Below are 15703 nucleotides of genomic sequence, written 5' to 3'. Positions count from 1 at the left end.
GACCAAAATTCCTCTTGAAGTGGCCTAATTCTCACTCAATTCTTAGCGAACTTGAGCTCCCAATTCCTGACTTAGGGCTTGGATTATAGCGTCCACATTAGCCGTAACCTCGTCGTCTTGGAGGGTGGCTTCTGGGTTCAGGTAAGACAGTTGATAAGCTAACGATTTCTTGCCTGCTTCAATCTTGTCGCCGGTATAGAGGTCAAAGACTTGGATATCACGCAGGTATTTGTTCCCTGCCTCTTGGATGCAGGCTTGGATTTCAGCGTGACTGACACTTTCATCAACGAGGAGGGCAATATCCCGCTTAATGCCTGGGAATTTTGGAATACTTTCTTGGACAATCGTTTGCTTAGGTAGGTCAAAGAGCCGGTCTAAGGACAGTTCAAAGACGTAAGTGGCTTGAACCAAGTCATAGCTATCCGCCGTTTGTGGGTGGAGCTGGCCGATAAAACCAAGCACCGTTTCTTCTTCCCCAAGATCAGCTAAAATACGGGCAGTCCGTCCAGGATGGGTATCAGCGATATCATGCGCAGCCTGGTAGCGGATGCTGCAAGCCAGGTTCATGGAAGCGAGTAAGGCTTCGACGATCCCCTTCATCGCGAAGAAATCAACTGCCTGGTCTTGACTTTGCCAAGATTGGTCGATGCGGTTACCAGTCCAAACAGCTGCCAAGTGATTTTCTTCAACTGGCTGGCCATCTTCCCAGTAGGAGATACGGCCGCTCTCATAAATGGCAACATTTTTGATATTGCGTGCGACATTGTAACGGGTGATATCGAGATCAGTAGTCAGCAGATTGGTCCGCATGTAACGGTGGTCTTCACTCATCGGGAAGTCCAGCTCAACGGCTGCTCTTTCTTCTAATTGCAAGACGTTTAAAGCCTCCGCACTGACCAAGTTATAGCCAATGACTTGGTTGAAGGAGAGAGCTTGCATGGTCTGACGAGCCCGGCGATCGAACTGTTGGCGCTCAGTCAGGCCAATTTTGTAGCCTTGGGCATTAGGAAGGTGGGAAGGAATCTTGTCATAACCATAGATGCGGGCAACTTCTTCTGTTAAGTCAGCTGGAATATGAATATCCCAACGGCGTGGCGGAACAGTTACAGTGAAGTGGTCGGCATCACCTTCTAAGCCAAATTGCAAGTCGGCAAAGACTTGTTCAATATCCCGGTAAGTTAATGAGGTCCCTAAGACACGGTTAATATAAGCCAAAGAAGAAGGCACCTTAACATCCCCATGATCTAATGTAGAAACTTGGGCAAATCCTGGTTCTAAGTCACCCGAAGACCAGGCAACCATTAATTGAGCGGCATAGTAGCCCGCTTCTGCGATTGTCGCTTGGTTAACCCCGCGTTCATTACGCATACTAGATTCACTTCTCAAGCCTAAGCGGCGTGCCGTCTTACGAATATGAATGGGCTCAAACATCGCTGCTTCAAGCAAGACATTTTGTGTGGACTCATCAATTTCCGTATCGTAGCCCCCCATAACGCCCGCTAAAGCAATCGGTTTTTGGCCATCTGTAATCACGATATCCTCTTCCGTCAATTGCCGTTCTTCGCCGTCAAGGGTTTGCAGGGTCTCACCCGCTTGGGCCATCCGTGTTTCAATCTTACCTGTTCCTAATTTATCGTAGTCAAAGGCATGTAGAGGCTGGCCATATTCGAGCAAGACATAGTTGGTCGCATCTACAATATTATTGATGGGACGAATACCTGACTTCATTAGGCGTACTTGGACGACTAATGGGCTGGGCTGGATCTTCACATTGCGTACCAAGAAGGCATTGTATTCTGGCACCATGTCTGGATCATCCACTTGAATGGAGACAAGTTTGGCCAGGTCCGATTGCTTGGCGAATGTGTCAACATCTTCACTAGAAAACTCAGGCTGACGGCCATAAATAGCAGCCACTTCCCAGGCATTTCCTCTAACTGACAAAGCATCTGCCCGGTTAGGCGTCACATCCAAATCAAGAATCGAATCATCGAGCTTGAGATAGTCAACAATCGAAGTTCCGACTGGTGCATCTTCTGGTAAGACAGCAATCCCATTAGCAAACTCTTTAGGTACGACATTTTCATCAAAACCTATTTCTTCTAAGCTACAAATCATCCCTTGGGACACTTGGCCGCGCAGTTTCCCTTTCTTAATCTTTACATTGTTTTTAATCCGTGAGTTAGGAAGGGCGACGATGACTTTTTGATCGCTGGCAATATTAGGCGCGCCACAGACGATTTGATAAGGCTCTTCTTCACCAACATCGACTTGGCAGATATGGAGGTGGTCTGAATCTGGATGGTCGACAACTTCGAGGGTATGGCCGACAACAACCTTCTTCAAGACATTCCCCAGATTTTCCAATCCATCAACTTCAATCCCTGTCCGCGACATCTTACCAGCGAGTTCTTCCGCTGTAATCCCCTCTAGAGAAATGAGTTCATTTAACCATTCAATTGATACTTTCATTTACTTGCTTACCCCTTTTCTTGGAACTGTGTTAAGAAGCGTAGGTCATTTTGGTAGAAGTGACGGATATCTTCAATTCCGTACTTCAACATAGCCACCCGGTCCGGCCCAATCCCGAAAGCAAAACCAGTATATCGCTCGCTATCTACGCCTGACATTTCTAAGACATTTGGATGGACAACCCCTCCACCGAGGATCTCAATCCAACCACTCTGCTTACAGATATTGCAGCCCTTACCCCCGCACTTGAAGCAAGAAATGTCAATTTCAACAGAAGGTTCAGTGAATGGGAAGTAAGATGGGCGAAGACGAATTTCCCGGTCTGCACCAAACATGTGTTGAGCGAAGACTTCGAGGGTCCCCTTCAAATCAGCCAAACCTACATTTTCAGCCACTACCAAGCCCTCAATTTGGTGGAATTGGTGGGAGTGGGTAGCGTCATCATCATCACGACGGTAAACCTTACCTGGACTGATCATCTTAAGTGGGCCCTTGGAGAAGTCGTGCTGGTCCATGGTACGTGCTTGGACAGGTGAGGTGTGAGTCCGCAAGAGGACGTCCTTATTGACATAGAAGGTATCCTGCATATCACGGGCCGGATGGTTTTCTGGTAGGTTCATCCGCTGGAAGTTGTAATAGTCGGATTCAATTTCTGGGCCTTCGACAACTTCATAACCCATGGAAACAAAGAGAGTCTCAATATCCGACATAACTTGGGCAATAATGTGCGGCTTACCGAGCTGAACTTCTTGGCCAGGCAGGCTAACATCGATTGTTTCAGCTGCCAAGGCTGCTTCTAGGGCTTCAGCTTGGAATTTTTCCTCTTTCTGGTCCAGTGCGTCCGCTAACTTGGTCTTCAATTCATTAGCGAAGGCCCCCACTTTAGGCCGTTCTTCATTGGACAAGTCCTTCATTCCCCGTAAGGTCTGGGTCAATGCCCCCTTCTTACCGAGATAATCAATCCGTAATTGTTTAACACCATCAAGATCCGTTAGCTGGGATAATTGATCATGCATTTCCTTCTCTAAAGTTTTCAATTGTTCAATGATATCCATGATAACTCCTTTTATTCAATGCCATTTAATTTAATAGAAAACAAAAAAGCCTTCCATCCCTCAAAGGGACGAAAGACCGCGGTACCACCCTTGTTTCAGCTGACAAAAATTACTGCTGACACTCAAAGCCTTTAACGCTGGCTTGCGGACACCTTTTCCATCCGGTCCCGGTGCCTACTCAAGAAGTGAAAGGGCCTAGTCCGTGTAGAAGAAACTCTCAGTCGCTGATTTCTCTTCCTGGCTACACTTGTGACTATTTCCGTCTTCTATCAACGTGATATTACAACTTATTATAAGCAAAATTCAACTTAGCGTCAACTCAAATCCTGTATAAAGCCATTACCAAGCCAAAGTTTTAAAACAGAAGCTATAAGCAGCTCTGACTAGAAAAGGCTGAAGCATTTTGCCCCAGCCCTTGATTTTTATATTAAATTTTATCATCTTTAGCCATCCACTCATCAGCCCATTGGTGAAGATTGTTAAGAACAGGTTCTAGCTCCAGACCTTTTTCGGTCAGGCTATAGAGCGCCACCTGGTGGGAATCAATTTCTGTAGTTTTGCGACAAACGATACCTAAACGGCCCAGTTGGCGCAAGCGCTCGATTAACACCCGGTCAGAAATGCCATTGATACTGTCACGCAATTGCCCAAATCGCAAAGGCTCATTTAATAAACTTTGGATGATTAGACCGTTCCATTTCTTACCAATCAACTGAAAACCACGTTCAAATTTAGGACACAGTGTCGGCACGTGTTTCTCTGTTGTCATCTTAATCTCTCATTTCTTCTCTCAGGTCTAAGCCCAAGAAGTATTTATAAACTTTACACTGGAAGCTTGTGCTAAAGTTACGGAAAAGCGGATAAGCAAAATCTTCGCAAGCTACCCACTTATCAACCATGGTCACCACATAAGATTCCCGATATTTAGGAAGTGCAGCCGTTGCCAACCACATATGCTTAACAATAATATCTTCTTCGATTGGATTGAGGCTCGTTAAAGCACGTGCATTCTGCAAGGCAATGTAGGGATGGTTGCTTAAGTGATTGCCGTGTGAAAATGATAACTCGCCAGGCATATAATAGAACAAGTCATGCATTAAGCCTGCACGTGCCACCGACCGGTAGTCTAAACCTAACTTACGCGCAATCTTATAGCTCTTGTAGGATACTTGAAAGGAATGAATCATCCGGTTTCCATGAATATGTTGGGGGAAGCGTTCCAAATCTTTAATAAATTGATGGTCTTTAATATCGGCTACGAGCTCTAAGTAGTCGCTGTCAGATTCCCATGGTCGTGTGTGTTTGTGCATTCACTCATCACTCTTTCTACTTTCTAAATCACGGGACGATATTCATACATCATAATTGCAGCTGCTATGGCGACATTTAAGGATTCAGCCTGCCCTGTCATAGGAATATGCAGGCTGACATCCGCCAATTCAATACAGTCAGGGCTAACCCCATTACCCTCATTACCTAATATAATGCCCCATTTTTTGCCATCTGTCAAACGGTAATCCCTGACACTCTGTGAATCACTGGACAGGGTGGAAGCAGCGATCTGGTAACCCTGGCTCTGCAATTGAGGGATGGCTTGGTCCAAGTCATCCTGGACAAGTTGGAGTTTGAACTGGCTCCCCTGCATGGCGCGCAAGGCCTTACTATTATAAGGATCAACGCTCCCTTTACCAAGGATCAGGCTGTGGTAACCCAGGGCATCTGCTGTCCGGATAATGGTGCCCAAATTACCTGGGTCCTGGAGGCCATCGAGAAGGAGAATGGCAGAAGATGTCAATTGTTCAAGACTAAGCGGCTCAGGCAAGGGCATCACCGCAAAAACCGCCTGAGTGCTTTCCGTTTCTGCCAGATAGTCGGCTAACTGTGGACTGATCAATTGATAGTTATAGTTCGCATAATCGGCCTTAAAGCTAGCCTCCGTGCACAAGATTAATTCAGGCTGTTTTCCCGCCTCTAGGGCCATTTCCAGTAAGTGAGGCCCTTCCAGAATATAACGCTTCGCCTTCCGTCTCCCCTTCGCTTGTTGCAATTTCTTAATGGCTTTAATCTGCGGGTTCTGTTTGGATTCAATCATCATCTTATTTGATTAAGCGGTAAATGGCTTCAGCATAGATAGCCATCGCCTTCTCAAGGTCTTTGAGGCGAGCAAATTCATTGGCTTGGTGCATGGTATCTGGTGAATCAGGGAAAAGCGCACCGAAGGCCACGCCACGTTCGAAGAGACGCCCGTAAGTTCCGCCCCCGATCACTTTTTCTTGGCCAACTTCACCAGTATATTTCTCGTAAACATCGAGTAAGGTAGTTACCAATGGGTCATCAGCTGGCACATAGTGGGGAGCCTTGTTCGACTTGCCATCTTCCCGGCTAAAGGCATAGTCTTGGCCAAGCTCATCCAAACGGCTGCCGATCTCTTCATAGCTAATACCTTGTGGCACCCGCATGTTTAAAGTGACCTTAACTTGGTCGCCCTCAACTGCAAAGACACCTGGATTAAGGGTGAGATCTCCCATCACGTCATCATGGTGGGCAAAGCCTAATTCTTTCCCATAGAAGTCTTCATGAAGGCGGTCTGCCGTAAAGCTGATAAAGCGATTCTTAGCTAAATCGTCACTCAGTCCCTGCAAGAAAAGAGCCAGGTAAGTTGCTGCATTTTCTCCTTGAGAAGGGTCCATAGCATGGGCGGCTTTCCCTTCACAAGCGACAAGGATTTGTCCTTGGTCTGTTGCTTCAACCGTTAAGCTGGCAGCTGGATGATCATTTTGGAAGTCTGCTGCAGCAGCTTGAACTCGGTCGAGATCTTGGTTCGCCAAACGGGCTTGGGCTTCAGCAGGCACCATGTTCTCACGTTGCCCACCTTCAAAGCTGACTAAGTCCCCTTGGAAAGGTGAAAAAGTGAGATGACTGGTGTACTGGCCCTTTTCCCCATTAATAATAGGAAATTCAGCATCTGGCGAGAAGCCAAAGTCCGGTTTCACTTCGCTTTCGAAATAGCGGTCCATGCACTTCCAATCGCTTTCTTCATCGGTCCCTACGATAAAGTGCACCCGCTTAGAAACAGGAAGTTCCAAGTCTTTAATAATCTTTAGGGCATAGTAGGCAGCCATGAGAGGCCCCTTGTCATCACTTGCTCCCCGGGCATAGAGCTTGCCGTCCTTAATCACAGGATCAAAAGGATCCGTCTCCCAATATTTATCCACAGGCACCACATCCACGTGGGCTAAGATACCCAGGATTTCGTCGCCCTCACCAAATTCAACCCGGCCGGCAATATTATCGATATTAGCTGTTTGGAAACCATCGCGCTCAGCCATAGAAAGGAAGGTCTCTAAGGCCTTTTTAGGGCCTGGTCCAACCGGTGCTTCTGCACTAGCCTGGCTGTCATCTCGTACACTATCCACTTTCAGTAAAGTAAAGAGGTCTTCATAATAAGCCTCATAGCGTTTCTGTGCTTCTTGTGTCCAATGAATTGTCATAAAGTAAACGCCTCCATCTTTTTTATCAATTATAGCATATTTCCTTTCAGTTTAAAGCCACTTACTATATGAAAGCTTTAAAAACTTTATAATTTTTATCTTTTCTATAAAAATAAAGAGGCAAGTTAGTCTGCCTCTTTATCTGAATCAGGCTGAGGAAAAGCTCCAGTCTCCTATTAATTAACGAACTTTTGTTACAGTCTCCTATTTAATCACTAATCGGTCACCAATTTGTAGGAAATCAGATGTCAGATGGTTCCATTCCTTCAATTGGTCGACACTAACACCATGACGAACCCCAATCAACCAAAGCGAATCCCCTGCTTTGACGGTATAGTTCGTCTTTTCGGGGCTAGTATCAGCCATCTGTTCTTTAACTCCTGGCTTCATTTCCCAATCGATCACATAGTGGCCATTATCCCAGTTGACATAGAATTCTTGGTGGCGCTTGTAATCAAAATTTTGACGGCCGTAGCGGACTGCATCATTAATGCTTTGGAAATGCTTGGCATCTCTGACATAAGGACTTGTACTCTTTTCTGCTTGAGCAGGTCTTTGATTCTTTTGGGTGGCTGCTTTCTTAACAATCAGTTGGTCACCAGGATGGATCACAGAATTGGCATCCAGTTGGTTCCACTTCATCAGATCATTAACTGTTACGCCTTCTCTTTGACTAATGGCCCAGAGTGAGTCGCCTGCTTTGACTTTGTAATTGTCCTTGCCTTGATGGCTTGTTTTTACTTCTTTTGGCTTGGCGACTTGATCCTTCATTTCCCATTCGAGGACATAGCGGCCATCCTTGCCTAAGTTTACATAAAACTCTTTGTGCTTGGTGTAATCAAAGTGGACCCGTCCATATTGAACCGCTGTCTTCACATCATCAAAACGTTTAGGATCAACTAAGCGGCCTTGTGCTGTGACTTCAGGAGCAGGAGTGGGCTTTGCTTGATGATTTGCAGCCGCTTGAGGGACTTGAATTACCAGCTTTTGTCCAGGATGGATAACACTTTGAGCGGTTAAATGGTTCCACTTCATCAGGTCTTGGATGCTGACACCATGGCGGTGGCTAATGGCCCAGAGTGAATCGCCAGCCTTCACAGCATAAGTGGCTGCGCTTGGGAGCTTCTTATTATCTTGACGAAGGGCAGGTTTTTGTCTTTGACCCGCTTGCATTTCCCAATCGACCGTGTAAGTGCCATCTGCTTGCCAATTCACATAGAATTGTTTGTGGCGCTTATAATCAAAATGGTCGCGGGCGTATTTAACTGCTGCATTGACATCCTTAAAGGTCTTTTGGTCACGAACATAAGGCTTTCCGGTCTCTTCAGCAGCTTGTTCTGTTTCTTTATTACTTGCTATTTCTTTGCTTGGTGCTTTAGCCGGAGCCTTGACCACGAGTTGCTTACCAGGAAGAATCAGGCTGTCCATCTTGAGTTGGTTCCATGCCAATAAATCCTCCAAGCTGACCCCATTATTCTTAGCAATCCGCCAGAGCGAATCCCCTGCCTTAACTTGGTAAGTTGTTTCCGCAGATTCAGCTTGTTTTGCTGTCTCAATTGTTGGCGTGCTCGTGCTAGCTGGTGCTTGATTTTCTTGCTGGCTAGCAGGCTTTGCGGGTTGACTAGCCGGCTCTTCTGTCTTAACTGCAGGGCTTTGGTCTTGAATATACAAGGTATCCCCTGGGTGCAAGACATAGTTATCCTTCAGTTGGTTCCAGTTCTTCAATTGGTCAATGCTGACGCCATAAGTATTCCCAATCTTCCAGAGCGAATCTCCCGCTTGGACCTGGTGTTGGTTAATTTCATCAGCTTTTACACTTTCTCGACATAATTGATAAGCGGTAGTAGATACTAAGGCAAGTGATGCAAGTGATAATTTCTTAATAACTTGTCTTTTGTTCTTTGTCATTGCTTCCATTGTTAAACCCCCCTCGCTTTAACATTTAATCTTCTAAGTGCTTCTATCATACCGCTAACCAGGAGGAATAGGAAGGCTTTTGTTACAAATGTTTCATATTTATTGTAACATTTGTAATATTAATTAAATTTATAGGGAGACTTCCCTTCCTATCCCTATTATAACGTAAAGCAAAATTTAATGCTAGCGCTTTCATATTTAGGATAAATAAAAACACAGCAAACTTTAGAAGTAGTTCGCTGTGTTTAAAAAAACTAGCTAAGTCCTAACTTGCGGCGCAGCTCTTCAGCGCGTAAACCGAGAACCAGGTCTAGCTTGTGGCTCTTAAGCATTAAGAGGAGGTACACCCATACCGCAACGGCAACTACCAAGAGGCTAATGACAATTGAGCCGAGCAAATTAGGTATGGGCAGGAGATAAGCTAGAATCAAGTAGAGCAGCCCTGCCACAAGGAACATAATAAAGGCAGAGAGAACAATCGGTAAACTTTCATTTAGGAGTTCCCGGTAGCGGAAGCCAACTAAACGATGGATGTGGTAGAGATAGTAGAGGGAAATCGTTGTGAAAGAAATAATCGTTGCTAGCATAGCCCCAGGTGTTCCGAGGAAGTAAATCAAAGGATATTGCCATACTAACTTCATCACCAAACCCAAAGCTAGGCCGATTACCGCTTGCTTATGGTGGTCCATTGCCTGTAAGACGGAGACTAGGACCGAGTAAGCGCCCATTCCCAGAGCGGTGAAGCAAGAAATTCTCAAATACATGCTCCCCAGGGCATCTGGCCGATAAACTAAATTATAAACGGGGCCGGCCAAGATAAAGAGACCTAGCGCTACTGGCAACATAACCATTAAGAAGAGTTGCAGGTTATGAATGACCAAGTGGCTAGTCTCGCTTAGAATAGGTTGGCTAGTTGATCGCTCCTGGTGGTCTAATTCCCGTGAATAAGTATTCGCAATCACTGGAATAGATGTTGCTCCAATAGCCAGGGCCAGGGAGACAAGGACAGTCACTAATTTATTAATATTAGCGGAAAAGATCCCGTATTCGTAAATGATATCAGCCTGCCCTAAATTACTCACCTTCTCCATGATAGGCATGAAGGTATTGGTATCGATCAACTGGGTTAGCTCGATGCCAGAGCCTGTAATGATAAAAGGAATGGCGATCATAATAATTTCTTTGATCATCCCGGACGTTTTGACCTGGTAGCTGGCCTTCTTAGTCAGTGACACCGGATACTCCTTGCGGTGGCGCAAATAATAGAAAGCTAGAGTCAAAATGGCCACTGCCCCACCGATAAAGGCGGCAAAAGTCGAATGGCTAACCGCCGTGACAACAGAGCCATCGAAGATGCGACGGATGACATAAACCGACGCCAGCATATAAGCCACCCGGAAAAATTGTTCCGTAATCTGGGAAATGGCACTTGGCTTCATATCCTGATGACCTTGGAAGTAGCCCCTAAAGATCGAAAGTAAGGGGAAGAGAACCAAGGCAGGCACTAAAGAGCGAATGGTAAGAACAGCATGGCTGACCTCCCGTGTCGGCGTCGATTCTGCCAGCCAGGGCGCTGCGAAGAAGAGGACGAGGCCCGAAACGAGGCCCATCACTAACATTAGAATGGTCCCGCTCCTAAAGAGCTGCTGGCTGGTGTCGTACTGCTTTCGAGCATTGTAGTAGGCCATCTGCTTAGCGATGGCTGAAGGCACGCCGGCTGTAGAGATGACCAAAAAGATTGAATAGTATTTATAGCCGATATCATAAAGGGCATTGGCTTCGGCCGCGGTTTGGGGATCTCCCATCCAGCGGACCCAAGGAATAATATAAAGCAAGCCGAGTAATCTGGAGGCAAAGGTCCCCGCTGTCATCCAGGCTGAGCCCGAACTCATGCGCTCGGCAGCATCCGAACGAATCGGAGCTTGTTCGTTTTCCATTTAATATTCCAACTCTCTTTCATTGGATGAACCAAAATTAATTTAAACATTAACTACATGATATATAATTCAATTTCACTTTGCAATAACTTGCCTGTCAAATTTACAGAATTATAAGGTCAAGAGAAAAGATATGAGAGTGTGACAAAAGTCGATCAGGCCTGAACCACTGGAGCGAACTATGAGAAAACGTTTACTAACGATTTCTCATAGTTCGTGAAGTGGATGTCAGGCCTGACTTTTGGAGCAGGTTTTTGAGAAATATTCGCTATTTAAAAAGAGGTTGGAACTTTTGTCCCAGCCTCATCATCTCATTTAAGTTATGCATTTGCTTTTTTTTCTTGGCGGACCATGGCAGACAGGTCACCGAGCAAGGTCTCAAAGGCCAAACCTTCCCGGTCCACATCAGGTTCATCAATGGAACGGGCCAAGGCCTGACTAACCTTGCTGACTGCTAGAGCAGAAGCATCAGCCAAGCTAAAGCCATTGACCAAAGCTCCCACCAAGATACTACCAAAGATATCCCCTGTGCCATGAAGTTTGCGACCAATAAAATCAGACTGTTTGAGCCCTTCTTCATCCTTATCGGCATCATAATAATGGGCACCGGTTTGCCCCTCCCCGTCATAGCCTGCCCCCGTTAAGACCAAAGAAGTCTTCTTAACCTGGTTGCAGGCATGGACGAATTGCTGGAAGAGCTCATCTTCAACTAAGCCTTCTTGATAAGGCAAGCCATAAATCAGACTGGCCTCCGTCTGATTGGGCATAATCAAATCAGCAATATCGCATAAGCTGCGCATCTTATCGGCATAAGCCTGGTCAAAACCAGGATAGAAAGCCCCATCATCGGCCATAACTGGGTCTAAGTAGAACTTCCCCCCTTCAGTCAGCAGGTCCGGAAGGGTCTCTAGTAAGAAATCGATCTGCTGGATATTTCCCAGGTAACCGACATAGACTGCATCGAACTTAAGGCCGTAAGTCTGCCAATTTTTAACAATTTTAGGCATTTCCTGGCTGAGGTCGAGATAGGTATAATTCTCAAAACCAGGTCCAGTATGGGTGGACAAGAGGGCCGTGGGAAGGATAGTCCCAGTCAACTCCATACTAGAAAGGATAGGCAAGGCAACAGTGGTTGAACACTTACCATAGCAGGAAATATCATGAACAATTAAAACCTTTTTCACACAATCTCCCCTTAGTTGGCCACAATATTAACCAGTTTATTTGGTACGGCGATCACTTTACGGATGGTTTTTTCTGCGATATCAGCTTGGATCAGTTCGTGAGCTTGAGCACGTTCAGCCAATTCTTCTTTCGGCAAGTCTGCAGGCACTTCATCATGGGCCTTGATCTTACCATTGACTTGATAAACCACTTCAATTTGGTCGTCTGCCAAGAGGCTTTCATCGTATTCTGGCCATGGCACATAAGAAATACCAGCTTGGCCAGTCAAACGTTCCCAGAGCTCTTCGCCCAAGTGAGGGGTAATTGGTGCAAGTAATTGAACAAAGCCCTTCATGTATTCAAAAGGTAGGGCTTCTGCCTTGTAGGCTTCGTTAATGAAGACCATTAATTGGGAAATTGCTGTATTAAAGTGCAATTTCTCAAAGTCTTCTGTGACCTTCTTAACGGTTTGATGGTAAACCTTGTCTAGTTCGCCCGTATTAATGGTTGTGATCCGGTCGCGCAGCTCGCCTTCTTGGTCGATCATTAAACGCCATACCCGGTCTAAGAACTTGCGGGAACCTGCTAAGCCTTCTTCACTCCAAGCGATAGAAGCATCTAGAGGGCCCATAAACATTTCATAAAGGCGGAGGGTATCTGCCCCATAAGCTTCCACCACATCGTCAGGGTTCACCACATTGCCTTTTGATTTAGACATCTTTTCATGGCCCTCACCCAGGATCATCCCTTGGTTGAAGAGTTTTTGGAAGGGTTCCTTGGTTGGGACAATGCCTAAGTCGTAGAGGAATTTATACCAGAAGCGGGCATAGAGCAAGTGGAGAACCGCATGTTCTGCCCCACCGATGTAGAGGTCCACATTGAGCCAGTAGTCAGCTGCTTCTTCGCTAATCACGGCTTGGTCATTATGAGGATCACAGTAACGTAGGAAGTACCAAGAAGACCCTGCCCACTGTGGCATAGTATTGGTTTCCCGTTTGCCCTTCATCCCTGTTTCTGGGTCTGTGACATTGAGCCAATCTTCAAAGTTAGCCAGAGGAGATTCGCCTGTCCCACTTGGTCGAATATTTTCGCCCTTAGGTAAGAGCACAGGCAGGTCTTCTTCCTTAACTGCTGTTGTCGTTCCATCTTCCCAGTGGATAACAGGGATGGGTTCGCCCCAATAACGTTGGCGTGAGAAGACCCAGTCGCGTAGACGGTAAGAAACCTTGGCTTCGCCCGCGCCTTTTTCTTCCAAGACTTCAATGGCTTTCTGGATGGCTTCTTCCTTATCTAGACCATCTAATTCAGCGGAATTGATATGTTTACCGTCACCAGTATAAGCTTCTTCATCGATATTGCCGCCTTCAATGACTGCTTTAATCGGAATATCGAACTGCTTAGCAAATTCATAGTCCCGGCTATCGTGAGCAGGAACAGCCATAATAGCACCGGTCCCGTAAGACATCAGTACATAGTCCGCAATCCAAACTGGAACCTCTTCTCCACTCAAAGGATTTATCGCATAAGCACCCGTAAAGACGCCGGTTTTTTCCTTAGCTAGGTCAGTCCGTTCCAGGTCCGCCTTGTGAGAAGCTTCTTCCACATAAGCTTCAACTGCTTGGGCTTGGTCAGCCGTCGTAATCTTCTTCACTAAGGGGTGTTCAGGGGAGAGCACACAGAAAGTTGCTCCATATAGGGTATCTGGCCGAGTAGTAAAGGCTTCAAAACTTTCATCACTATTCTTAATTTGGAAGTTGACTTGGGCCCCTTCTGACCGACCAATCCAATTGCGCTGCATTTCCTTGATGCTTTCTGGCCAGTCGAGGTCATCTAAGTCTTCTAATAAACGGTCCGCATAAGCCGTAATCCGTAGCACCCATTGTTTCATAGGACGGCGCACGACTGGGTGGCCCCCCCGTTCGGAAAGTCCGTCGATGACTTCTTCATTGGCGAGCACAGTCCCTAAGGCCTCGCACCAGTTGACCATAATTTCATCTTCATAGGCCAGCCCCTTCTCATAGAGCTTAGTAAAGATCCACTGGGTCCACTTATAGTAATCGGGGTCCGTCGTGTTCACTTCACGGTTCCAGTCATAGCTAAAACCGAGTGACTTAATTTGATTCTTAAAGGTTTCAATATTTTGTTCGGTAAATTGGGCAGGATCATTCCCCGTATCCAAGGCATATTGTTCAGCTGGCAAACCGAAAGCGTCCCAGCCCATAGGATGGAGCACATTATAGCCCTGGGCCCGTTTCATCCGTGAAACAATATCTGTTGCCGTATAACCTTCTGGGTGACCCACATGGAGGCCAGCCCCAGATGGGTAAGGGAACATATCCAAGGCATAGTATTTAGGCAAGGAATGGTCCTCTAAAGTCTTAAAACTGTCATCTTCTTCCCAATAGTCTTGCCATTTCTTTTCAATTTCTAAATGATTAAATGTCATCTTCTTCTCCTTTTCTATATCGATACAAAAAGCCCTAGCAAATTTTGCTAGGGCGTCTTTTACGCGGTACCACCTAAGATAAAACAACTTCTCATGGCCTTAACGCGGACGAAACGCCATAGCTTCGCCAGTCGCTTAGCTATGGAGGTCTGTTAGATGAGTTCAACAAATGCCATGATATGCTCCCAGCTAACGCATACTCTCTTGACATGGCAAGATTGCCTACTACTTCTAACCCTTTTATCATATGGACTCATTGTATCACAGGATCGTCTCCCATGCCAAGGCCAAGTTTCTTCTCATAAAAAAGCCAAGCCCAAGTTAAGGACCTGGCATCACAACTTCTCTCGCCTCAGCCTATTTACCAGGAATGGTTAAGCTTTGACCAGGCAGGATCAGTGAATCTTGTTTCAAATTATTAGCTGCTAAAAGCTCATTTAGCCCTACCCCATGGTTAACTGAGATCCGGTAGAGATTGTCTCCCGCCTGGATAGTGTAGGCTTGGCTTTGAGCTGCGGCTGGACTGCTACTTGTTTGGCTTGGGCTGGCCGCATTGACTGGCGCTTGGGCTGGAGTCTGTGCTTGGCTACTTGCTTGAGCTGGAGCTGCCTGGCTAGTCACTGCTTGAGAAGCAGGAGCAGCTTTAGCAGGCGATTGGCTCAATTTCAATTCTTGGCCGACATAGATGTTAGCCCCAGTGAGTCCATTCAATGCCTTCAATTCTTGGACCGTCATGCCATTAGCTGAAGCAATCCGCCAGAGGGTATCACCCGCCTGAACCTTATGCCCGCTAGCAGCCGGTGCCGTTTGGCTAGATGGTGCTACAGGACGGCTTGTCGCTGGTGATTGTGTCGTTTGCTTAGCGGTCGTCTGACCACCAGAAGTGGAGAAGACTTGGCCTGGATGGATTAAGTTAGACGTTAAGCCATACTGCGCTTTAAGAGCTGAAACAGTCGTTCCTAGATTACGAGCAACGGTGTAAAGGCCATCACCTGGCTTAACCGTATAGGATTTGCCAGTCGACTGGCTACTTGCTTGCTTAGGCGTTTGCTGACTTGGCGCCGACTTAGACGCTTGGCCGGTATTGGCAGACCCTACACTGAAAACTTGGCCTGGATGGATTAAGTTTGATGTTAAACCATACTGGGCCTTGAGGGCAGAAACGGTCGTCCCCAAGTTTTGAGCGACTGTATAAAGGCCGTCGCCTGGCTTAACAGTGTA

The 15703-nt window shown here is 46.3% G+C and carries 11 protein-coding genes; all 11 read right to left on the bottom strand.

The annotated features are described in order from the left end of the window. Positions 1–42: 42 nt before the first annotated feature. The gene (gene pheT, locus QP339_RS05820) at positions 43–2472 is read right to left on the bottom strand and encodes a phenylalanine--tRNA ligase subunit beta (protein ID WP_284910774.1); all 2430 of its coding nucleotides are present in this window, start codon (positions 2470–2472) and stop codon (positions 43–45) included. An 8-nt stretch (positions 2473–2480) separates the two neighbouring features. Further along, positions 2481–3527, bottom strand: a complete 1047-nt coding sequence (gene pheS / locus QP339_RS05815; protein WP_284910773.1) for a phenylalanine--tRNA ligase subunit alpha — start codon at positions 3525–3527, stop codon at positions 2481–2483. Positions 3528–3954: 427 nt separating this feature from the next. Then, the gene (locus QP339_RS05810) at positions 3955–4296 is read right to left on the bottom strand and encodes a winged helix-turn-helix transcriptional regulator (protein ID WP_067975730.1); all 342 of its coding nucleotides are present in this window, start codon (positions 4294–4296) and stop codon (positions 3955–3957) included. A gap of 1 nt (position 4297) precedes the next feature. Next, the gene (locus QP339_RS05805) at positions 4298–4837 is read right to left on the bottom strand and encodes an HD domain-containing protein (protein ID WP_070616839.1); all 540 of its coding nucleotides are present in this window, start codon (positions 4835–4837) and stop codon (positions 4298–4300) included. A 23-nt stretch (positions 4838–4860) separates the two neighbouring features. Beyond that, a complete protein-coding gene (locus QP339_RS05800; protein WP_284910772.1) occupies positions 4861–5619 on the bottom strand; it encodes a TrmH family RNA methyltransferase in 759 nt (252 codons plus the stop codon). Between the two features lie 4 nt (positions 5620–5623). Next, positions 5624–7018 carry a dipeptidase PepV gene (gene pepV / locus QP339_RS05795; RefSeq protein WP_070616836.1) on the bottom strand — a complete coding sequence of 465 codons (1395 nt, stop codon included), beginning with the start codon at positions 7016–7018 and terminating at the stop codon, positions 5624–5626. Positions 7019–7222: 204 nt separating this feature from the next. Then, a complete protein-coding gene (locus QP339_RS05790; protein WP_284910771.1) occupies positions 7223–8935 on the bottom strand; it encodes a muramidase family protein in 1713 nt (570 codons plus the stop codon). Positions 8936–9189: 254 nt separating this feature from the next. Continuing rightward, entirely contained in the window at positions 9190–10872 is a 1683-nt protein-coding gene (locus QP339_RS05785; protein ID WP_284910770.1) for a putative polysaccharide biosynthesis protein, read from the bottom strand. Positions 10873–11192: 320 nt separating this feature from the next. Beyond that, on the bottom strand, positions 11193–12056 hold the full coding sequence (locus QP339_RS05780) for a pyridoxamine kinase (RefSeq protein WP_284910769.1): 864 nt from the start codon (positions 12054–12056) through the stop codon (positions 11193–11195). A gap of 11 nt (positions 12057–12067) precedes the next feature. Next, positions 12068–14482, bottom strand: a complete 2415-nt coding sequence (gene leuS / locus QP339_RS05775; protein WP_284910768.1) for a leucine--tRNA ligase — start codon at positions 14480–14482, stop codon at positions 12068–12070. 357 nt (positions 14483–14839) lie between these two features. Further along, positions 14840–15703 (bottom strand): LysM peptidoglycan-binding domain-containing protein (locus tag QP339_RS05770; protein WP_284910767.1); only part of this gene is annotated, 864 nt, incomplete at its 5' end.

The sequence above is a fragment of the Aerococcus sp. UMB7834 genome, from assembly GCF_030215145.1.
Classification (GTDB): Bacteria; Bacillota; Bacilli; order Lactobacillales; family Aerococcaceae; genus Aerococcus.
This window is presented reverse-complemented; position numbering and strand designations above follow the sequence as displayed.

What these genes read in the sequence shown, in the direction of transcription:
- pheT (WP_284910774.1), bottom strand. Translation starts at nt 2,472, where the DNA reads ATGAAAGTATCAATTGAATGGTTAAATGAACTCATTTCTCTAGAGGGG.
- pheS (WP_284910773.1), bottom strand. Translation starts at nt 3,527, where the DNA reads ATGGATATCATTGAACAATTGAAAACTTTAGAGAAGGAAATGCATGAT.
- QP339_RS05810 (WP_067975730.1), bottom strand. Translation starts at nt 4,296, where the DNA reads ATGACAACAGAGAAACACGTGCCGACACTGTGTCCTAAATTTGAACGT.
- QP339_RS05805 (WP_070616839.1), bottom strand. Translation starts at nt 4,837, where the DNA reads ATGCACAAACACACACGACCATGGGAATCTGACAGCGACTACTTAGAG.
- QP339_RS05800 (WP_284910772.1), bottom strand. Translation starts at nt 5,619, where the DNA reads ATGATTGAATCCAAACAGAACCCGCAGATTAAAGCCATTAAGAAATTG.
- pepV (WP_070616836.1), bottom strand. Translation starts at nt 7,018, where the DNA reads ATGACAATTCATTGGACACAAGAAGCACAGAAACGCTATGAGGCTTAT.
- QP339_RS05790 (WP_284910771.1), bottom strand. Translation starts at nt 8,935, where the DNA reads ATGGAAGCAATGACAAAGAACAAAAGACAAGTTATTAAGAAATTATCA.
- QP339_RS05785 (WP_284910770.1), bottom strand. Translation starts at nt 10,872, where the DNA reads ATGGAAAACGAACAAGCTCCGATTCGTTCGGATGCTGCCGAGCGCATG.
- leuS (WP_284910768.1), bottom strand. Translation starts at nt 14,482, where the DNA reads ATGACATTTAATCATTTAGAAATTGAAAAGAAATGGCAAGACTATTGG.